19 protein-coding genes are annotated in these 20,063 nt (G+C 69.1%); all 19 read left to right on the plus strand.

Features of this window, described 5'->3' with window-relative positions; translation table 11 throughout:
• Positions 1–312: 312 nt before the first annotated feature.
• Entirely contained in the window at positions 313–1,230 is a 918-nt protein-coding gene (gene thrB, locus EAO72_RS33065) for a homoserine kinase (RefSeq protein ID WP_148020728.1), read from the plus strand.
• Between the two features lie 387 nt (positions 1,231–1,617).
• Positions 1,618–3,672, plus strand: coding sequence for a transcription termination factor Rho (gene rho, locus EAO72_RS33070; protein ID WP_148020729.1), 2,055 nt, complete (start codon positions 1,618–1,620; stop codon positions 3,670–3,672).
• Between the two features lie 356 nt (positions 3,673–4,028).
• Positions 4,029–5,129 (plus strand): LCP family protein, encoded by a 1,101-nt coding sequence (locus EAO72_RS33075; protein ID WP_148020730.1) that lies wholly within the window; start codon positions 4,029–4,031, stop codon positions 5,127–5,129.
• 154 nt (positions 5,130–5,283) lie between these two features.
• Positions 5,284–5,508 carry a 50S ribosomal protein L31 gene (rpmE, locus tag EAO72_RS33080; RefSeq protein WP_136328765.1) on the plus strand — a complete coding sequence of 75 codons (225 nt, stop codon included), beginning with the start codon at positions 5,284–5,286 and terminating at the stop codon, positions 5,506–5,508.
• Positions 5,509–5,659: 151 nt separating this feature from the next.
• On the plus strand, positions 5,660–6,736 hold the full coding sequence (prfA, locus tag EAO72_RS33085) for a peptide chain release factor 1 (protein WP_148020731.1): 1,077 nt from the start codon (positions 5,660–5,662) through the stop codon (positions 6,734–6,736).
• A gap of 64 nt (positions 6,737–6,800) precedes the next feature.
• Positions 6,801–7,646 carry a peptide chain release factor N(5)-glutamine methyltransferase gene (gene prmC / locus EAO72_RS33090; RefSeq protein WP_148020732.1) on the plus strand — a complete coding sequence of 282 codons (846 nt, stop codon included), beginning with the start codon at positions 6,801–6,803 and terminating at the stop codon, positions 7,644–7,646.
• A 46-nt stretch (positions 7,647–7,692) separates the two neighbouring features.
• The gene (locus EAO72_RS33095; RefSeq protein WP_148020733.1) at positions 7,693–8,340 is read left to right on the plus strand and encodes an L-threonylcarbamoyladenylate synthase; all 648 of its coding nucleotides are present in this window, start codon (positions 7,693–7,695) and stop codon (positions 8,338–8,340) included.
• Positions 8,337–8,978, plus strand: a complete 642-nt coding sequence (locus EAO72_RS33100; RefSeq protein WP_148020734.1) for an arsenate reductase/protein-tyrosine-phosphatase family protein — start codon at positions 8,337–8,339, stop codon at positions 8,976–8,978. The genes EAO72_RS33095 and EAO72_RS33100 overlap by 4 nt, the downstream gene beginning before the upstream one ends.
• Before the next feature lie 177 nt (positions 8,979–9,155).
• Entirely contained in the window at positions 9,156–10,418 is a 1,263-nt protein-coding gene (locus tag EAO72_RS33105) for a serine hydroxymethyltransferase (RefSeq protein WP_148020735.1), read from the plus strand.
• 115 nt (positions 10,419–10,533) lie between these two features.
• Complete coding sequence (locus EAO72_RS33110) at positions 10,534–11,919, plus strand: MraY family glycosyltransferase (RefSeq protein WP_148020736.1); 1,386 nt, start codon at positions 10,534–10,536, stop codon at positions 11,917–11,919.
• 259 nt (positions 11,920–12,178) lie between these two features.
• Positions 12,179–12,616 (plus strand): hypothetical protein, encoded by a 438-nt coding sequence (locus EAO72_RS33115; protein WP_148020737.1) that lies wholly within the window; start codon positions 12,179–12,181, stop codon positions 12,614–12,616.
• Between the two features lie 226 nt (positions 12,617–12,842).
• Positions 12,843–13,664, plus strand: a complete 822-nt coding sequence (atpB, locus tag EAO72_RS33120; RefSeq protein WP_148020738.1) for a F0F1 ATP synthase subunit A — start codon at positions 12,843–12,845, stop codon at positions 13,662–13,664.
• 67 nt (positions 13,665–13,731) lie between these two features.
• Complete coding sequence (gene atpE / locus EAO72_RS33125; RefSeq protein WP_018102636.1) at positions 13,732–13,980, plus strand: ATP synthase F0 subunit C; 249 nt, start codon at positions 13,732–13,734, stop codon at positions 13,978–13,980.
• A gap of 37 nt (positions 13,981–14,017) precedes the next feature.
• Positions 14,018–14,563 (plus strand): F0F1 ATP synthase subunit B, encoded by a 546-nt coding sequence (locus tag EAO72_RS33130; RefSeq protein ID WP_148020739.1) that lies wholly within the window; start codon positions 14,018–14,020, stop codon positions 14,561–14,563.
• Positions 14,560–15,375, plus strand: a complete 816-nt coding sequence (locus EAO72_RS33135; protein WP_148020740.1) for a F0F1 ATP synthase subunit delta — start codon at positions 14,560–14,562, stop codon at positions 15,373–15,375. Before EAO72_RS33130 ends, EAO72_RS33135 begins: the two co-directional genes overlap by 4 nt.
• Positions 15,376–15,515: 140 nt before the next feature.
• A complete protein-coding gene (atpA, locus tag EAO72_RS33140) occupies positions 15,516–17,087 on the plus strand; it encodes a F0F1 ATP synthase subunit alpha (protein ID WP_136328755.1) in 1,572 nt (523 codons plus the stop codon).
• A gap of 3 nt (positions 17,088–17,090) precedes the next feature.
• Positions 17,091–18,008 carry a F0F1 ATP synthase subunit gamma gene (locus tag EAO72_RS33145; RefSeq protein WP_148020741.1) on the plus strand — a complete coding sequence of 306 codons (918 nt, stop codon included), beginning with the start codon at positions 17,091–17,093 and terminating at the stop codon, positions 18,006–18,008.
• Positions 18,008–19,450: a F0F1 ATP synthase subunit beta gene (atpD, locus tag EAO72_RS33150; protein ID WP_136328753.1), complete on the plus strand. Its 1,443-nt coding sequence runs from the start codon at positions 18,008–18,010 to the stop codon at positions 19,448–19,450. The genes EAO72_RS33145 and atpD overlap by 1 nt, the downstream gene beginning before the upstream one ends.
• A 109-nt stretch (positions 19,451–19,559) precedes the next feature.
• Positions 19,560–19,934 (plus strand): F0F1 ATP synthase subunit epsilon, encoded by a 375-nt coding sequence (locus EAO72_RS33155; RefSeq protein WP_148020742.1) that lies wholly within the window; start codon positions 19,560–19,562, stop codon positions 19,932–19,934.
• Positions 19,935–20,063: the final 129 nt, after the last annotated feature.

Consider the following 20,063-nt stretch of genomic DNA (forward strand, 5'->3'; position numbering starts at 1 on the left):
CCTGTGCGCCCTATGTCGCGACAGAACCTTCCTTCGATAAGCTGTACCCAACCCGCCCCGCCGTATGAGCCGGGGTGCTCGGGCCGTTGCGGCCGTCGGTTCATTCCCGGGATCAGGGCCGTAGTCGCCGCCGCACACCCCGAAGAATCCCCACACAGCCGCAGACCCTGGAAATCCCCAGCCCCCAGCAGAACCCCGAAGAAGCAGAACCAAGAAGCCGCACAGAGCAGAACCCGAAGAGCCGCGAGAGCCCCGAAAGACCCCGCAGCTCCTCGTATTCCCCGCCGCCTCACAAGGAGAGTCGTCAGAGCGATGGCCGGTCCCGCCTTCCGAGCCGCCGCCGTCCGGGTGCGCGTCCCCGCGACCAGCGCCAACCTGGGCCCGGGTTTCGACGCCCTCGGCCTGTCGCTGGGCCTCTACGACGACGTGGTCGTCCGGGTCGCCGACTCCGGACTGCACATCGACATCGCCGGAGAGGGCGCGGACACGCTGCCCCGCGACGAGAAGCACCTGCTCGTACGGTCCCTGCGCACGGCCTTCGACCTGCTCGGCGGACAGCCCCGCGGGCTGGAGATCGTCTGCGCCAACCGCATTCCGCACGGCCGCGGCCTCGGTTCCTCCTCCGCCGCCATCTGCGCCGGAATCGTCGCCGCCCGCGCCGTGACGACCGGCGGCGACGCCCGGCTCGACGACGCGGCCCTGCTGGAGCTCGCCACCGAGATCGAGGGCCACCCCGACAACGTCGCGGCCTGCCTGCTGGGCGGCTTCACCCTCGCGTGGATGGACGGCGGATCGGCCCGCGCCATCAGGATGGATCCCGCCGATTCCATCGTCCCGGTGGTTTTCGTTCCCGGCAAGCCGGTGCTCACCGAGACCGCCCGCGGACTGCTGCCGCGTACCGTCCCGCACGTCGACGCCGCCTTCAACGCCGGCCGCGCCGCGCTGCTCGTCGAGGCCCTGACCAGGCGCCCCGAGCTGCTGCTCACGGCCACCGAGGACCGGCTCCACCAGGAGTACCGCGCACCGGCGATGCCGCAGAGCGTGGAACTCGTCAACCGGCTGCGCGCCGATGGCGTACCCGCGGTGATCTCCGGTGCCGGGCCGACCGTGCTGGCGCTGGCCGAGGACGGTGCGGCCGACAAGGTCGCACGGCTGGCGGGCGAGGGATGGGCGGCCAACCGGCTCGCTCTCGACGCCCGGGGTGCGAGCGTGCTGCCGCTCGCGCCTTAGCGAGAAGTGATTGCCGGTGAGTGAGAGGGGGAATGTTTGTTGGAGCCGGTAGTGTTAACCTCAAGTCTGCAATCGACGTCTATGTGGCGCGTTGCTTCGTGTCCCTTTCCGGGACCACCATTTCTTCCGGGAGCCTCCCCAACTGCCTGAGCAGCCTGCCTGAGCAGTTTCGAGCACGCTCCGGAACCGGCACGACACCCCTCGCTTGTCCAGGAGTGGGCCGAGCAGGGGGATGCTCGCGCCGGGCCCCATGCACACGTTCATCTCTCCGCCGTACCTATCCGGCGGACCACCGCCCCGGCACGGTCCGTACCGAAGACCGCAGTCGGACAGCACAACCGGTCGCCGAGCCAGAAGGCCGACGTCCGCTCCAGGGAAGGACCCTTCGTGAGCGACACCACCGATCTGATGGGCGTGACTGCCGACAAGAGCGTCGACAGCGCCGCGCCCGCCGAAGGTGCTGCCACTGGCACCACCGCACGGCGCCGCCGCTCCGGCACCGGCCTTGACGGCATGGTCCTGGCCGAGCTGCAGCAGGTCGCGTCCGGCCTCGGGATCAAGGGCACTGCGCGGATGCGCAAGAGCCAGCTGATCGAGGTCATCAAGGAGACCCAGGCCGGCGGCTCCTCCGCGCCCAAGGCCAAGGCCGCCGCGGCCCCCGCCGAAGAGGCGGAGACCAAGCCGAAGCGCCGGGCCACCTCCAAGGCGCGCACCGGCACCGGGGACGAGACCCCGGCCGCCGCACCCGCCGAGAAGGCCACGGCCCAGCAGCAGATCGACATCCCCGGTCAGCCGGCCAGCGACGACCAGCCCACGGGCGAGCGTCGTCGGCGCCGTGCCACCGCCCAGGCGGGCAGCCCGGACACCAAGGCGGACGCCAAGGTCCAGGTCAAGGAGCGGACGCAGGACGAGCCGAAGCACGAGGCCCCTGCCGAGGACCGTTCCGAGTCCAAGGCCGAAGCCGCCGCGGACAACGCCGAAGGCCGTCGTGGCGAGCGCCAGGACCGCGGCCAGCGCGGTGAGCGGGGCGAACGCGGCGAGCGCCGTGAGCGTCAGCGCGACCGTCGCGGCAAGGGCGACGAGCAGGGCGGCGGCCAGGGCGGCCAGCGCCAGCGCCAGGGCGGTCAGGGCGGCGGCCAGGGCGGCCAGGGGCAGAACCAGGGCCAGCAGGGCGGCGGCGGACCGCAGGACGACTTCGACGACGAGGGCGGCCGTCGTGGCCGCCGGGGCCGCTACCGCGACCGCCGCGGCCGTCGTGGCCGTGACGACTTCGCGAGCGACGCACCGCCGGTCACCGACGACGACGTCCTGATCCCCGTCGCGGGCATCCTGGACATCCTCGACAACTACGCGTTCATCCGGACCTCCGGCTACCTGCCGGGCCCGAACGACGTGTACGTCTCGCTCGCCCAGGTCCGCAAGAACGGGCTGCGGAAGGGTGACCACGTCACCGGCGCCGTGCGCCAGCCCAAGGACGGCGAGCGCCGCGAGAAGTTCAACGCGCTGGTCCGCCTCGACTCGGTCAACGGCATGGCGCCCGAATCCGGCCGCGGCCGCCCGGAGTTCCAGAAGCTGACGCCGCTCTACCCGCAGGACCGGCTCCGTCTGGAGACCGACTCCAACATCCTGACGACGCGGATCATCGACCTGGTCGCCCCCATCGGCAAGGGCCAGCGAGGCCTGATCGTGGCCCCGCCGAAGACCGGTAAGACCATGATCCTCCAGGCGATCGCCAACGCGATCACGGTCAACAGCCCCGAGTGCCACCTGATGGTCGTCCTGGTCGACGAGCGTCCGGAAGAGGTCACCGACATGCAGCGGTCGGTGAAGGGCGAGGTCATCTCCTCGACCTTCGACCGTCCCGCCGAGGACCACACCACCGTCGCCGAGCTGGCCATCGAGCGCGCCAAGCGTCTCGTCGAGCTGGGTCACGACGTGGTCGTCCTGCTGGACTCGATCACCCGACTGGGACGCGCGTACAACCTCGCCGCCCCGGCCTCCGGACGCATCCTGTCCGGTGGTGTCGACTCGACCGCGCTCTACCCGCCGAAGCGCTTCTTCGGTGCGGCGCGCAACATCGAGGACGGCGGTTCGCTGACCATCCTGGCCACCGCGCTCGTCGAGACCGGCTCGCGCATGGACGAGGTGATCTTCGAGGAGTTCAAGGGCACCGGCAACATGGAGCTCAAGCTCGACCGCAAGCTCTCCGACAAGCGCATCTTCCCGGCGGTGGACGTCGACGCGTCCAGCACCCGTAAGGAAGAAATCCTGCTCGGCAGCGACGAGTTGGCGATTGTCTGGAAGCTGCGCCGGGTGCTCCACGCGCTGGACCAGCAGCAGGCGATCGAGCTCCTCCTGGACCGGATGAAGAAGACCCAGTCCAACGCGGAGTTCCTGCTCCAGATCCAGAAGACGACGCCGGCCCCGGGCAACAACGACTAGTCGCAGCCCGTCGGCAGTACACAGGGCCGCCCCCGGCACTTCGGTGCCGGGGGCGGCCCTGTGCCGTCGCCGTCCCGAGACCTTCGCCACACGGCCGGTGGGCCCCGGGCCGCGTCCCGTTGCCTGTAGCAGGCAAGAAACCGCAGGTGAGCGCCGGGTGACCGGCTGTTCCCGCACTCCGTGCACCCGCCTCGGGCCCGCCCCGGTGCCACAGGCCCCTGTGCAACCCTTCTTGTCGCCGCCGCGTCGTAACCAAGAGCGACACCGCGCGTGACGTCATGGGGCGACAAAGCGGCATACAGACCCGCACACCATCGCAGGGGGTAGCCGGGAGCAGTCGAGGAACGAGGAGACGGATGAGCGACCAGAGCGGGAGCAGCAGCCGAATACGGGCCACCGGCAAACGCCGGAGGAAGCCGTCCCGCCGCCGCAGGGCGACCGTCATAGCCGCGTGGAGTCTGGCCGGCCTCGTCGTCGTCGGCGGATCCGGCCTCGGCTACGCCTACTTCCACCTCAACGGCAATCTCAAGGCCGTCGACATCAACAACGCGCTGGGCAAGGACCGCCCCGACAACGTCGACAACGGCTCCGAGGACATCCTCGTCCTCGGCTCCGACTCCCGTTCCGGCGCCAACGCGCAGTACGGCGAGGACCAGGGCGGCGCCCGCTCGGACACCGCGATGGTCGTGCACGTCAACAAGGGTCACAAGACGGCGAGCGTCGTCTCCATCCCGCGCGACACCCTCGTCACCCGCCCCGAGTGCACCGGCGACGAGAGCGGGCAGGCCGTCCCCGGCGAGCGGCGGGCGATGTTCAACACGGCGTACGAGGTCGGCGGACCGGCCTGCGCGGTGAAGACCGTCGAGTCGATGTCCGGGATCCGCATGGACCACTACATCGAGGTCGACTTCACCGGGTTCAAGAAGCTGGTCGACAAGCTCGGCGGCGTCGAGATCACCACCAAGCAGGCGATCAACGACTCCAAGAGCCATCTGAACCTCGAACCCGGGACCCACACCCTGAACGGCGAGCAGTCGCTCGGTCTCGTCCGCACCCGCAAGAGCGTCGGCGACGGCAGCGACCTCGGCCGCATCCAGCTCCAGCAGGCCTTCATCAAGGCGCTGATGGAACAGGCCAAGAGCGTGGGCATCCTCAACGGCACCAAGCTGTTCGGCATCGCGGACACCGCGACCAAGGCCATCACCACCGACTCCGACCTCGGCTCCGTCAAGGAACTCGCGTCCTTCGCGAGCGGCCTGAAGGGGCTCGGCTCGGACGACGTCCACATGGTGACCCTGCCCGTCGAGTACGACCCGGCGGACCCGAACCGCGTCATTCCGCAGGAGGAGGCAGGCAAACAGGTGTGGCAGGCGCTCCTGGGCGACCGGCCGATCCCCGCCTCCGCCACCGAGAAGTCGGCGGGCGACAAGGGCGACGCCGGACAGATCGTGCAGTGACGGACCCACCCGCGCACGACAGCGGGAATAGCGGGCGGCCGCCCCTCGTTTTGGGAGATACGGCCAGTCCTGGCAGACTGGTACGTCGGCCCCGGTTCACGGACGCGCAATCCGCGCGTACGACCCGGCGCCCTCCCGAACCTAGGAGAAACCCTTGAAGCGCGACATTCACCCCCAGTACGTCGAGACGCAGGTCAGCTGCACCTGTGGCGCGTCGTTCACCACCCGGTCGACTCTGGACAGCGGCGCCATCCGTGCCGACGTCTGCTCCGAGTGCCACCCGTTCTACACGGGCAAGCAGAAGATCCTCGACACCGGTGGCCGCGTGGCCCGCTTCGAGGCCCGCTTCGGCAAGGCCGCCGGCTCCGCCAGCAAGTAGCGAGCCGCTGCGCCGGTCCTTGGCGCCCTCTTCCCGGGGGCGCCGGGACCGGCGTTTTTTTCCGGCCGGGACGACGGCGAACCCGTCATCCCGCCCGGCAGGCACCCGCCGGCCGGCACGCACGACGAGCGAAGAAACCAGGAGCCCGAAGATGTTCGAGGCGGTCGAGGAACTGATCGGCGAGCAGTCCGATCTCGAGAAGAAGCTCGCGGACCCGTCGGTCCACGCCGACCAGGCCAACGCGCGCAAGCTCAACAAGCGCTACGCCGAGCTGACCCCGATCGTCGCCACGTACCGCTCCTGGAAGCAGACGGGCGACGACATCGAGACGGCCCGCGAGTTCGCCGCCGACGACCCCGACTTCGCCGCCGAGGTCAAGGACCTGGAGAAGGAGCGCGAGGAGCTCACCGAGAAGCTCCGCCTCCTGCTCGTACCCCGTGACCCCAGCGACGACAAGGACGTGCTCCTGGAGATCAAGGCGGGCGCGGGCGGCGACGAGTCCGCCCTGTTCGCCGGTGACCTGCTGCGCATGTACCTGCGCTACGCCGAGCGCGTCGGCTGGAAGACCGAGATCATCGACTCCACCGAGTCCGAGCTCGGCGGCTACAAGGACGTCCAGGTCGCCGTGAAGACCAAGGGCGGCAACGGGGCGACCGAGCCCGGCCAGGGCGTCTGGGCCCGGATGAAGTACGAGGGCGGCGTGCACCGCGTGCAGCGCGTGCCCTCCACCGAGTCCCAGGGCCGCATCCACACCTCCGCCGCCGGTGTGCTCGTCACGCCCGAGGCAGAGGAGGTCGACGTCGAGATCCACGCCAACGATCTCCGTATCGACGTGTACCGCTCCTCCGGCCCCGGCGGCCAGTCCGTCAACACGACGGACTCCGCGGTCCGCATCACGCACCTGCCCACCGGTGTCGTGGCCTCCTGCCAGAACGAGAAGAGCCAGCTCCAGAACAAGGAGCAGGCCATGCGTATCCTGCGGTCGAGGCTTCTCGCCGCGGCCCAGGAAGCCGCCGAGCAGGAAGCGTCCGACGTGCGCCGCAGCCAGGTGCGCACGGTCGACCGGTCCGAGAAGATCCGTACGTACAACTTCCCGGAAAACCGCATCTCGGACCATCGCGTCGGCTTCAAGGCGTACAACTTGGACCAGGTGCTCGACGGGGAGCTGGACGCCGTGATCCAGGCCTGTGTCGACGCCGACTCCGCAGCCAAGCTCGCCGCCGCGTAACGGTCGCCCTGAGCCCTGACCCCGAGCCCCACCGCCCCGCTCGTAACCCGTACGGAGAACCGCGATGAACCTGCTGCTCGCCGAGGTGGCCCAGGCCACCCAGCGGCTGGCCGACGCCGGTGTCCCTTCACCGCGATTCGACGCGGAGGAACTCGCCGCGTTCGTGCACGGCGTCAAGCGGGGCGAGCTGCACAACGTGCCGGACGCCGACTTCGACGCCCGCTACTGGGAGACCATCGCCCGGCGCGAGGCCCGCGAACCGCTCCAGCACATCACCGGCCGCGCCTTCTTCCGCTACCTGGAGCTCCAGGTAGGACCCGGCGTCTTCGTGCCCCGGCCGGAGACCGAGTCGGTCGTCGGCTGGGCGATAGACGCGGTCCGCGCGATGGACGTCGTCGAGCCGCTGATCGTCGATCTGTGCACCGGATCGGGCGCCATCGCCCTCGCCATGGCCCAGGAGGTGCCGCGCTCGCGCGTGCACGCCGTGGAGCTGTCCGAGGACGCCCTCAAATGGACCAGGAAGAACGCCGAGGAGTCCAGGGTCACCGTGCACCGCGGAGACGCCCTGACGGCCCTTCCCGAGCTCGACGGCCAGGTCGACCTGGTCATCTCCAACCCGCCGTACATCCCGCTCACCGAATGGGAGTACGTGGCCCCCGAGGCCCGTGACCACGACCCGGAGATGGCCCTCTTCTCCGGCGAGGACGGCCTCGACACCATCCGCGGCATCGAGCGCACCGCCCACCGTCTGCTGCGTCCCGGCGGCCTCGTCGTCATCGAGCACGCCGACACCCAGGGCGGCCAGGTGCCGTGGATCTTCACCGAGGAGCGGGGCTGGGCCGACGCGGCCGACCACCCCGACCTCAACAGGCGCCCCCGGTTCGCCACGGCCCGTAAGGCCATGCCGTGACCGGAGGAAACCACCCCTACCCGTACATGCTTGAGGAGGCCGGCTGATGGCACGGCGATACGACTGCAACGACGCCACGGACCGTACGACGGGTCTGCGCGAGGCCGCGTCCGCCGTCCGCCGCGGCGAACTGGTCGTGCTGCCCACCGACACCGTCTACGGGATCGGTGCGGACGCCTTCAGTTCCGAGGGCGTCGTCGACCTCCTGGAGGCCAAGGGCCGCGGCCGCAACATGCCGACGCCCGTCCTCATCGGCTCGCCGAACACCCTGCACGGCCTGGTCACCGACTTCTCGGAGCAGGCGTGGGAGCTGGTCGACGCCTTCTGGCCGGGCGCGCTCACCCTCGTCGCCAAGCACCAGCCCTCGCTCCAGTGGGACCTCGGTGACACCCGTGGCACCGTCGCCATCCGGATGCCGCTGCACCCGGTCGCCATCGAACTGCTCACGGAGGTCGGCCCGATGGCCGTCTCCAGTGCCAACCTCACCGGACACCCCTCGCCCGAGGACTGCGACGCCGCGCAGGAGATGCTCGGCGACTCCGTGTCCGTGTACCTCGACGGCGGCCCGACCCCGGGCATCGTCCCGTCCTCGATCGTCGACGTCACCGGCAAGGTGCCGGTCCTGCTGCGCGCCGGCGCGCTCTCCGCGGAGGAGCTGCGCAAGGTGGTACCCGACCTCGAGGTGGCCAATTGACCGCCCCTGAGGGGCGTGGCATAGCGGGGCAGACCGACACCTTCCGCATCCTCCACGTCAGCACCGGCAACGTCTGCCGCTCACCGATCACCGAGCGGCTGACGCGGCATGCCCTCGTGGACCGCCTGGGCGACCCGCTCCAGGGCGGGCTGATCGTGGAGAGCGCGGGCACCTGGGGGCACGAGGGCGCCCCGATGGAGGCGAACGCGGAGGTGGTCCTCGCCGACTTCGGCGCCGACGCCACCGGCTTCGTCGGCCGCGAACTGCTCGACGAGCACGTGATCCGCGCCGACCTGGTGCTCACCGCCACCCGCGACCACCGGGCCCAGGTGATCTCGATGGGCCACTCGGCCGGACTGCGCACCTTCACGCTCAAGGAGTTCACCCGGCTGGTCCGGGCGATAGACCCCGCGACGCTGCCCGACGCGCGCGACGAGGGCGTCGTCGAGCGCGCCCGCGCCCTGGTCCGTGCCGCCGCCGCGCTGCGCGGCTGGCTGCTGGCCCCGACGGCCGAGGCCGATGAGGTGTACGACCCGTACGGCGCCCCCATCACCTTCTTCCGGTCCATCGGCGACGAGATCAACCAGGCCCTGGACCCGGTCGTCACCGCGCTGACGGGCGTCTCGGCGCCACGCTGAAACGTGCCGGGGAGGCCGTCCGCGCCGCTCTGAGGGCCGTACACCCGGCCCCGGGCCTTCCGGTAGGCCGGGCGGGTGGGCCACGACCCAGGACAGCGGGCAGCGGCCCCGCCGCGGGCCTACATTGGAGCTGACGCCACCGCCGGGCGTCGCCCCTCCCCAGGCCCGGAGCCCCCGATGCCGGTCACCACTGCTGCTGCCGCACCCTCCGCCACCGTCACCCTGCCGCAGGACTTCGGCGCTCTGCTCCGGGAGGATCCGGAGATCGCCGACGTCCTGGTGGGAGAGCTGGCCCGGCAGTCCGAGACCCTCCAGCTCACGGCCGCTGAGAACTTCACCTCACCCGCCGTCCTGGCCGCGCTCGGCTCCCCGCTCGCCAACAAGTACGCCGAGGGATACCCCGGCGCCCGCCACCACGGCGGCTGCGAGCAGGCGGACGCCGCCGAACGCATCGCGATCCGCCGCGCCACCGCGCTCTTCGGCGCCGAGCACGCCAATGTGCAGCCCCACTCCGGATCCTCGGCGGTCCTCGCGGCGTACGCGGCGCTGCTGCGGCCCGGCGACACGGTCCTCGCGATGGGACTCCCGTACGGCGGCCACCTGACGCACGGCTCGCCCGCCAACTTCTCCGGCCGCTGGTTCGAGTTCATCGGGTACGGGGTGGACTCCGAGAGCGGCCTGATCGACTACGACCAGGTCCGCGCCCTGGCCCGCACGCACCGGCCCAAGGCGATCGTCAGCGGCTCGATCTCCTACCCCCGCCACCCCGACCACGAGCTGTTCCGGGAGATCTGCGACGAGGTGGGCGCCTACCTCATCGCCGATTCCGCGCACCCGATGGGACTGATCGCCGGGGGAGCGGCGCCGAACCCCGTGCCGTACGCGGACGTCGTCTGCGCCACCACGCACAAGGTGCTGCGGGGGCCGCGCGGCGGCATGATCCTGTGCGGCGCGGAGCTGGCGGAGCGGATCGACCGGGCCGTCTTCCCGTTCACGCAGGGCGGCGCCCAGATGCACACGGTGGCGGCGAAGGCCGTCGCGTTCGGCGAGGCGGCCGCGCCGGCCTTCGCCGCGTACGCCCATCACGTCGTCAACCACGCCCGGGTCCTGGCGGCCGGCCTGGAGGCCGAGGGCTTCGACGTCACGACCGGGGGCACCGACACCCACCTGATCGTCGCGGACCCCGCCCCGCTCGGCGTCGACGGCCCCACCGCCCGGACCCGGCTGGCCGCGGCCGGCATCGTGCTGGACACCTGCGCGCTGCCGTACGGCGACGCCCGCGGCATCAGGCTCGGCACCGCGGCCGTCACCACGCAGGGCATGGACGACAAGGACATGGCGCGCCTCGCGGTGCTGATGGGGTCCGCGGTGCGCGAGGAGGGCGGTGTCGCCGAGGAGGTACGGGAGATGGCCGCGCAGCACCCGCCGTACTCCGGGTGACATGGTCGCTATGTCCGCAATGGTGGCCGCCTGTGCAACCATCGCGGAGGCCTGGGTGTCCTCAACCATGAGGCCGACCTAGTTAAGGTGTGGGCTGAGATGGCCGGCGATATTTCTGGGGCAGCCCGTGCGTGATTACCTGCTGACGCTCTGTGTCACGGCCGCGGTGACGTATCTGCTCACCGGCCCGGTGCGTAAGTTCGCCATCGCGGTCGGGGCGATGCCCGCGATCCGTGCGCGCGACGTCCACCGCGAACCGACACCGAGGCTCGGCGGTATCGCCATGTTCGGCGGGCTGTGCGCCGGGCTGATCGTCGCCGATCATCTGGCCAACCTCGACGGTGTCTTCGAGCTCTCCAACGAACCCCGCGCGCTGCTCTCCGGAGCGGCTCTGATCTGGCTGATCGGCGTCCTGGACGACAAGTTCGAGATCGACGCCCTGATCAAGCTGGGCGGTCAGATGATCGCCGCGGCGGTCATGGTGCTCCAGGGACTCACGATCCTGTGGCTGCCGATCCCGGGTGTCGGCACGGTCCCGCTCACCCAGTGGCAGGGCACGTTGCTGACGGTCGCGCTCGTCGTCATCACCATCAACGCGGTCAACTTCGTCGACGGCCTGGACGGCCTGGCGGCCGGCATGGTGTGCATCGCCTCGGCCGCCCTCTTCCTCTACACCTACCGGCTCTGGTACGGCTACGGGATCGAGGCGGCTGCCCCCGCGACGCTCTTCACGGCGATCCTGATGGGCATGTGCCTCGGCTTCCTGCCGCACAATATGCACCCTGCGCGGATCTTCATGGGGGACTCCGGGTCGATGCTGATCGGCCTCGTCCTCGCCGCCGGTGCGATCTCCGTCACCGGACAGGTCGACCCGGACGCGATGAAGCTCTTCGCGGGAAGCGAACGGCAGGCGACCCACGCGATGCTGCCGGTCTTCATCCCGCTGCTCCTGCCGCTGACGATCATCGCCATCCCCGCGGCGGACCTGGTGCTGGCGATCGTGCGGCGTACCTGGAACGGCCAGTCGCCGTTCGCCGCGGACCGCGGCCATCTGCACCACCGGCTGCTGGAGATCGGCCATTCGCACAGCCGGTCGGTGCTGATCATGTACTTCTGGTCGGCCCTGATCGCCTTCGGCGCGGTCGGTTACTCGGTGCACTCGACGTCGATGTGGATCGTGCTCCTGATCGTGGGGCTGAGCGCGCTCGGCCTGATCCTGCTGCTGATGCCCCGGTTCACCCCGCGCGCCCCGCGCTGGGCGGAGCGCTTCGTACCGCCGCGGTACCGCCGACGCCGGCGCCAGGCGGAGCCCGGGACGGGGTCCTCGCAGGAGCCGGAGAGCCAACAGGCGCCCCTGGATGATCAGATGGGGCAGAATGGGCACGAGGCCGCTCCGCAGGCCCCGATCGCCGCAGGAGTGTCCGGCGTCAACGGAGCGACGGCGATCGGCCACCGTTCGCGCTTCGCGGACCGGCGCAAGGCCGATTCGACACGTCGTTGATTCGGACGCCAAGGGGCAATACCAGGCAAGTCGTTGAGTTGTCTTGCTCACACGCGCTGATTAGCTCTCACGTGTGACAGCAAGCACACTTTCTAGGTAAAGACCTCATCAAATAGTTTGTGATACCGTTCACGAACCCGGTGACAGAGCCGAAGGACCTGAGTAGCACGGTCCCTTGGCCCCGAGGCATCGACTCGGACCGGGCCTACGCTCGTCCATGACGACACACTGCCCACCCCCAGCAAGCGGAGCTGCCGCCATGCCGTCCAACGACGTCCGGACTCTCCTCCAGACCGCCGTACCCACCGCTGTCGCCGGCGCAGTCGCCGCCGCGGTCAGCGCTGGCGTCGCCGGTGGCAAGGGAGCCCTGGGCGCGATCGTTGCGACGATCGTGGTCATCCTCTTCATGGGGATCGGGCTGCTGGTCCTGCAACGGACCGCCCGGTCCATGCCCCACCTTTTCCAGGCGATGGGTCTCGCGCTGTACACGGCGCAGCTCCTGCTGCTGTTCATCTTCGTCGCCGTATTCAAGAACACCTCGCTGTTCAACCCGAAGGCCTTCGCGATCACTCTGGTCGTGACGACACTCGTGTGGATCGGCGCACAGGCGCGTGCGCACATGAAGGCCAAGATCCTTTACGTGGAACCCGAGTCCGACAAGGACGAAAAGCCCCAAAAGCCCGGGTCCGCAGCGTGAAGGGTAGGGGCGGAATAAGTGCAGGTTCGCGACCCTGCTATCGTCCGGTTCCAACTGCGGCACTGCGGGCGCGGGCATGTGAGCTGACGCCTGCTCGATCGCGAGGCTCAAATGCCTGACTGCCGCTCACACATCCGAAACACCAGTCCAGTGCCGAACCGCGGCTGCGCGCCGCGCCGACACAACGAGGTTGCCGTACCTATGCGCCACGCTGAAGGAGCCCGCGGTGAGTGCTGACCCGACACAGGTGCTCGCCTTCGAGACCGATTGCCACATCTTCGACGGTTGTGGTTTCCCGGCACCCGGCCTGCACTCGTTCCTGTTCGAGCCCCTCTGGGGCGACGCGGACAGCAACTTGTACTTCAACAAGACGATGCTGCTGGCCCTGCTCGGCTCGGTCATCATCGTTGGCTTCTTCTGGGCCGCCTTCCGTAAGCCGAAGTTGGTGCCCGGCAAGCTTCAGATGGTGGCCGAGGCCGGATACGACTTCGTCCGCCGCGGCATCGTCTACGAGACGATCGGCAAGAAGGACGGCGAGAAGTACGTCCCGCTGATGGTCTCCCTGTTCTTCGTCATCTGGATGATGAACCTCTGGTCCATCATTCCGGTTGCCCAGTTCCCCGTGACGGCGATCATTTCGTATCCGGCGGCTCTCGCCGGGATCGTCTACATCCTGTGGGTCGTCCTGACCTTCAAGAAGCACGGTTTCGTCGGAGCGTTCAAGAACTTCACGGGCTACGACAAGAGCCTCGGCGGGGTCCTGCCGCTCTCGATGACCATCGAGTTCTTCTCGAACCTGCTGGTCCGGCCGTTCACGCACGCGGTCCGACTGTTCGCGAACATGTTCGCGGGGCACACGCTCCTGCTGCTCTTCACGATCGCCAGCTGGTACCTGCTCAACGGCATCGGCTTCGCCTACGCAGGCGTGTCGTTCGTGATGGTCATCGTGATGACCGCCTTCGAGCTCTTCATCCAGGCTGTCCAGGCCTATGTGTTCGTGCTGCTGGCCTGCAGCTACGTCCAGGGCGCTCTCGCCAAGGGCCACTGAGCACCCACCTCCTGAAGCACCCGGTGGCCAACCCCCACCGGACATTGAAAGAGAAGGAAGAACCGGCATGTCCGCTCTCCAGACCCTCGCCGCCGGCGTCGAAATCAAGGGCAACCTCGGCTCGATCGGTTACGGCCTCGCCGCGATCGGCCCCGGTGTCGGCATCGGCATCATCTTCGGTAACGGCACCCAGGCGCTCGCCCGTCAGCCCGAGGCTGCCGGTCTCATCCGCGCCAACCAGATTCTCGGCTTCGCCTTCTGTGAGGCGCTCGCCCTGATCGGTCTGGTCATGCCGTTCGTCTACCCGACCTCCTGACCGGTCGCGAACAGCCCATTCGACGGAAGGCACTGACGTGAACCCCCTGGTTCAGCTCGCGGCGGAGGAAGCGGAAAACCCGCTCATTCCGCCGATCCCTGAGCTCGTCATTGGCCTCATCGCTTTCGTCATCGTCTTCGGCTTCCTCGCCAAGAAGCTCCTCCCGAACATCAACAAGGTTCTGGAAGAGCGCCGCGAGGCCATCGAAGGCGGTATCGAAAAGGCCGATGCGGCCCAGACCGAGGCCCAGAGCGTTCTTGAGCAGTACAAGGCTCAGCTCGCCGAGGCCCGCCACGAAGCCGCTCGTCTGCGCCAGGAGGCGCAGGAGCAGGGCGCCGTGATCCTGCAGGAAATGAGGGCGGAAGGCCAGCGGCAGCGCGAGGAGATCGTCGCTGCCGGCCACGCCCAGATCGAGGCCGACCGCAAGGCCGCTGCTTCGGCGCTGCGTCAGGACGTGGGCACGCTCGCCACCGCCCTGGCCGGCAAGCTCGTCGGCGAGTCCCTCGAGGACCACGCCCGGCAGAGCGGCACCGTCGACCGTTTCCTCGACGAGCTCGAGGCGAAGGCCGAGGCAGTCCGATGAACAGCGCGAGCCGCGAGGCACTGGCTGCCGCACGCGAGCGGCTCGACGCGCTGACCGACAACACGTCGGTCGACGCGGCGAAGCTCGCCGAGGACCTGGCCGGCGTCACGGCGCTGCTGCACCGCGAGGTGTCGCTGCGCCGGGTCCTGACCGACCCGGCGCAGGCCGGCGAGGCCAGGGCCGAGCTGGCCGGACGGCTGCTGGGCGGCCAGGTGGGCGGCGAAGCCCTCGACCTGGTCTCCGGCATGGTCCGCTCGCGCTGGTCGCAGTCGCGTGACCTGGTCGACTCGGTCGAGGAGCTGGCGAACACCGCCGACCTCACCGCCGCCCAGCGCAGCGGAGACCTCGACGACGTCGAGGACGAGCTGTTCCGGTTCGGCCGGATCGTGGCCTCGGACACAGGGCTGCGCTCCGCGCTGACCAGCCGGACCGCGACCCCCGCCGCCAAGGGCGAGCTGCTGCGCAGCCTGCTCGGCGGGAAGGTGCGGCCCGCCACCGAGCGCGTCGTCGTGCGGCTTGTGACCCAGCCCCGTGGACGTAGCCTGGAAGCGGGACTCGAGTCCCTCTCCAAGCTCGCCGCGGACCGCCGGGACCGCGTGGTGGCGGTCGTCACCTCGGCCGTGCCGCTCAGTGACCGGCAGAAGCAGCGTCTCGGCGCCGCGCTGGCGAAGATCTACGGCCGGCAGATGCACCTGAGCCTGGACGTGGACCCCGAGGTCCTCGGCGGGATCGCGGTGCGGGTCGGCGACGAGGTCATCAACGGCACCATCGCGGAGCGCCTCGACGAGGCGACCCGTCGCATGGCCGGCTGACGCAGCGCGACGTACCAAACAGAACAGAGCAAGACCAGCGGCCCGGTTGGGCCGTGCAGAAATTGCAGAAGATTCCTGGGGGTCGGCCCCCAGACCCCCTTAAGAAACTTCGGGCCCAACAAGGAGAGCAGGGAACCCAGATGGCGGAGCTCACGATCCGGCCGGAGGAGATCCGGGACGCACTGGAGAACTTTGTCCAGTCGTACCAGCCGGACGCGGCCTCGCGCGAGGAGGTCGGAACGGTCAGCGTTGCCGGCGACGGCATCGCGAAGGTGGAGGGCCTGCCCTCCGCCATGGCGAACGAACTGCTGAAGTTCGAGGACGGAACCCTCGGTCTCGCCCTCAACCTCGAAGAGCGCGAGATCGGTGCGATCGTCCTCGGCGAGTTCAGCGGAATCGAGGAGGGCCAGCCGGTGCAGCGCACCGGTGAGGTGCTCTCCGTCGGCGTCGGCGAGGGTTACCTCGGCCGCGTCGTCGACCCGCTCGGCAACCCGATCGACGGCCTCGGCGAGATCGCGACCGAAGGCCGTCGCGCCCTCGAACTGCAGGCCCCTGGCGTCATGGTCCGCAAGTCGGTGCACGAGCCGATGCAGACCGGCTACAAGGCCGTCGACGCCATGGTGCCGATCGGCCGCGGCCAGCGTCAGCTGATCATCGGCGACCGTCAGACGGGTAAGACCGCGCTGGCCGTCGACACGATCATCAACCAGCGCGACAACTGGCGCTCGGGCGACGTGAACAAGCAGGTGCGCTGCATCTACGTCGCCATCGGTCAGAAGGGCTCCACCATCGCCTCCGTGCGAGGTGCCCTGGAAGAGGCCGGTGCGCTCGAGTACACGACCATCGTCGCCGCCCCGGCGTCCGACCCGGCCGGCTTCAAGTACCTGGCGCCGTACACCGGCTCGGCCATCGGCCAGCACTGGATGTACGACGGCAAGCACGTCCTCATCATCTTCGACGACCTCTCGAAGCAGGCCGACGCCTACCGCGCCGTGTCGCTTCTGCTGCGCCGTCCGCCGGGCCGCGAGGCCTACCCGGGCGACGTCTTCTACCTGCACTCGCGTCTGCTGGAGCGCTGCGCCAAGCTCTCCGACGACATGGGCGCCGGTTCGATGACGGGCCTCCCGATCGTCGAGACCAAGGCGAACGACGTGTCGGCGTTCATTCCGACCAACGTCATCTCCATCACCGACGGCCAGTGCTTCCTGGAGTCCGACCTGTTCAACGCGGGTCAGCGTCCGGCGCTCAACGTCGGTATCTCGGTCTCCCGAGTCGGTGGCTCCGCCCAGCACAAGGCCATGAAGCAGGTCTCCGGCCGACTGCGCGTGGACCTCGCCCAGTTCCGTGAGCTGGAGGCGTTCGCCGCCTTCGGTTCCGACCTGGACGCGGCCTCCAAGGCGTCGCTGGAGCGCGGTAAGCGCATGGTCGAGCTGCTGAAGCAGCCGCAGTACGCCCCGTTCCCGATGGAGGAGCAGGTCGTCTCCGTCTGGGCCGGCACCACGGGCAAGATGGACGACGTCCCGGTCGAGGACATCCGTCGCTTCGAGAGCGAGCTGCTGGAGTACCTGCGCCGTGAGCGCAAGGACCTCCTGACCAGCATCGCCGAGGGCGGCAAGATGTCCGACGACACGCTGCAGTCGATCGCCGACGCGATCGCCGCCTTCAAGCAGCAGTTCGAGACCTCGGACGGCAAGCTCCTGGGCGAGGGCTGATCGATGGGCGCTCAGCTTCGCGTTTACAAGCGCCGCATCCAAGCCGTCACCGCGACCAAGAAGATCACCAAGGCGATGGAGATGATCGCCGCCTCGCGCATCGTCAAGGCGCAGCGCAAGGTGACGGCGTCGATGCCGTACGCGACCGAGCTCACCCGCGCGGTGACCGCGGTGGCGACCGGCTCCAACACCAAGCACCCGCTCACCACCGAGGCCGAGTCCCCGGTCCGGGCCGCGGTCCTGCTCCTCACGAGCGACCGCGGTCTGGCCGGCGGCTACTCCTCCAACGCCATCAAGGCCGCGGAGAAGCTGCGTGAGCGGCTGGCGGCCGAGGGCAAGGAGGTCGACACGTACATCGTCGGCCGCAAGGGTGTCGCCTACTACGGCTTCCGCGAGCGCAAGGTCGTGGAGTCGTGGACCGGCTTCACCGACAGCCCGGAGTACGCGGACGCCAAGAAGATCGCCGCGCCCCTGATCGAGTCCATCACCAAGGACACGGCCGAGGGCGGCGTCGACGAGCTGCACATCGTCTTCACCGAGTTCGTGTCGATGATGACGCAGAACGCGGTCGACGGCCGGATGCTGCCGCTCTCGATCGACGAGGTCGCGAAGGAGAGCACGGAGAAGGACGAGATCCTTCCCCTGTTCGACTTCGAGCCGTCGGCGGAGGACGTCCTGGACGCCCTCCTGCCGCGCTACGTCGAGAGCCGCATCTACAACGCACTGCTGCAGGCTGCCGCTTCCGAGCACGCCGCCCGCCGCCGCGCGATGAAGTCGGCGACCGACAATGCCGGGGATCTGATCAAGAGCCTCTCCCGGCTTGCCAACGCGGCCCGCCAGGCCGAAATCACCCAGGAAATCAGCGAGATCGTCGGCGGTGCAGGTGCGCTGGCCGACGCGTCCGCGGGGAGTGACAAGTAATGACGACGACAGTTGAGACGGCCGCTGCCACGGGCCGCGTCGCCCGGGTCATCGGCCCGGTCGTCGACGTGGAGTTCCCCGTCGACGCGATGCCGGAGATCTACAACGCCCTGCACGTCGAGGTCGACGACCCGGCCGAGGCCGGCGCTCGTAAGACGCTGACCCTCGAGGTCGCCCAGCACCTGGGTGACGGCGTGGTCCGCGCGATCTCGATGCAGCCCACCGACGGTCTGGTCCGCCAGGCCCCGGTGACCGACACGGGTGCGGGCATCACCGTTCCCGTCGGTGACATCACCAAGGGCAAGGTGTTCAACACCCTCGGTCAGATCCTGAACGAGCCGGAGGCCGAGGCGCAGATCACCGAGCGCTGGCCGATCCACCGCAAGGCCCCGGCCTTCGACCAGCTCGAGTCGAAGACCGAGATGTTCGAGACCGGCCTGAAGGTCGTCGACCTGCTGACCCCGTACGTCAAGGGCGGCAAGATCGGTCTGTTCGGTGGTGCGGGCGTCGGCAAGACGGTCCTCATCCAGGAAATGATCATGCGTGTGGCGAAGCTGCACGACGGTGTGTCGGTGTTCGCCGGCGTCGGTGAGCGCACCCGTGAGGGCAACGACCTCATCGACGAGATGACGGACTCGGGCGTTCTGGAGAAGACCGCGCTGGTCTTCGGCCAGATGGACGAGCCGCCGGGCACGCGTCTGCGTGTGGCCCTGTCCGCCCTGACCATGGCGGAGTACTTCCGCGATGTGCAGAAGCAGGACGTGCTGCTCTTCATCGACAACATCTTCCGCTTCACGCAGGCCGGTTCCGAGGTCTCCACGCTGCTCGGCCGTATGCCGTCCGCAGTGGGTTACCAGCCGACCCTGGCCGACGAGATGGGTGTGCTCCAGGAGCGCATCACCTCGACGCGTGGTCACTCGATCACCTCGATGCAGGCGATCTACGTCCCCGCGGACGACCTGACCGACCCGGCCCCGGCCACCACGTTCGCCCACCTCGACGCGACGACGGTTCTCTCCCGTCCGATCTCCGAGAAGGGCATCTACCCGGCCGTGGACCCGCTGGACTCCACGTCCCGCATCCTGGACCCGCGCTACATCGCGCAGGACCACTACGACACGGCCAGCCGTGTCAAGGGGATCCTGCAGAAGTACAAGGACCTCCAGGACATCATCGCGATCCTCGGTATCGACGAGCTGGGCGAGGAGGACAAGCTCGTTGTCCACCGTGCCCGTCGCGTCGAGCGCTTCCTGTCGCAGAACACCCACGCCGCCAAGCAGTTCACCGGCCTGGACGGTTCGGACGTTCCGCTCGACGAGTCGATCGCCGCGTTCAACGCGATCTGCGACGGGGAGTACGACCACTTCCCCGAGCAGGCGTTCTTCATGTGCGGTGGCATCGAGGACCTGAAGGCCAACGCCAAGGAGCTCGGCGTCTCCTGAGCCTCCGGCTCACCGAGGGGGGTGGGTGTGTCCCGCCCCCCTCACCACGCCCCGTAGAATTGACCCAACACCCGGCATCACCGCCGGGTGGTGACCCGAGGAGCCACCCTTGGCTGCTGAGCTGCATGTCGAGCTGGTCGCCGCGGACCGCAGTGTCTGGTCCGGCGAGGCCACCCTCGTTGTCGCACGTACCACGTCCGGCGACATCGGCGTCATGCCCGGTCACCAGCCGCTCCTGGGTGTGCTGGAATCGGGCCCGGTGACGATCCGTACGAGCGAAGGCGGCACTGTCGTCGCCGCTGTGCACGGTGGTTTCATCTCCTTCGCCGACGACAAGCTCTCGCTGCTGGCGGAGATTGCCGAGCTGGCGGACGAGATCGACGTCGAGCGCGCGGAGCGTGCGTTCGAGCGTGCGAAGTCGGACACGGACAGCGCTGCCGAGCGCCGCGCCGATGTGCGACTGCGTGCGGTGGCGGTGCACTAGTCACCCCGCGAAACGGCTTTACCCTCAGCCGCGGCCCGAGCTGGAGACCCCTCCAGACCGTGTCGCGGCTGAGGCGATGCAGGTGCAGGTGAAGTTCGTGCGGTATCCGTTTACTCGATGACGCGAGGA

Origin of the sequence: Streptomyces sp. OR43 (assembly GCF_008042275.1) — a bacterium.
Classification (GTDB): Bacteria; Actinomycetota; Actinomycetes; order Streptomycetales; family Streptomycetaceae; genus Streptomyces.

Coding starts and splice junctions, on each gene's coding strand:
- EAO72_RS33075 (WP_148020730.1), top strand. CDS start 4,029: ATGAGCGACCAGAGCGGGAGCAGCAGCCGAATACGGGCCACCGGCAAA.
- EAO72_RS33095 (WP_148020733.1), top strand. CDS start 7,693: ATGGCACGGCGATACGACTGCAACGACGCCACGGACCGTACGACGGGT.
- EAO72_RS33115 (WP_148020737.1), top strand. CDS start 12,179: ATGCCGTCCAACGACGTCCGGACTCTCCTCCAGACCGCCGTACCCACC.
- EAO72_RS33145 (WP_148020741.1), top strand. CDS start 17,091: ATGGGCGCTCAGCTTCGCGTTTACAAGCGCCGCATCCAAGCCGTCACC.
- atpE (WP_018102636.1), top strand. CDS start 13,732: ATGTCCGCTCTCCAGACCCTCGCCGCCGGCGTCGAAATCAAGGGCAAC.
- atpD (WP_136328753.1), top strand. CDS start 18,008: ATGACGACGACAGTTGAGACGGCCGCTGCCACGGGCCGCGTCGCCCGG.
- atpA (WP_136328755.1), top strand. CDS start 15,516: ATGGCGGAGCTCACGATCCGGCCGGAGGAGATCCGGGACGCACTGGAG.
- EAO72_RS33105 (WP_148020735.1), top strand. CDS start 9,156: ATGCCGGTCACCACTGCTGCTGCCGCACCCTCCGCCACCGTCACCCTG.
- prfA (WP_148020731.1), top strand. CDS start 5,660: ATGTTCGAGGCGGTCGAGGAACTGATCGGCGAGCAGTCCGATCTCGAG.
- EAO72_RS33135 (WP_148020740.1), top strand. CDS start 14,560: ATGAACAGCGCGAGCCGCGAGGCACTGGCTGCCGCACGCGAGCGGCTC.
- prmC (WP_148020732.1), top strand. CDS start 6,801: ATGAACCTGCTGCTCGCCGAGGTGGCCCAGGCCACCCAGCGGCTGGCC.
- thrB (WP_148020728.1), top strand. CDS start 313: ATGGCCGGTCCCGCCTTCCGAGCCGCCGCCGTCCGGGTGCGCGTCCCC.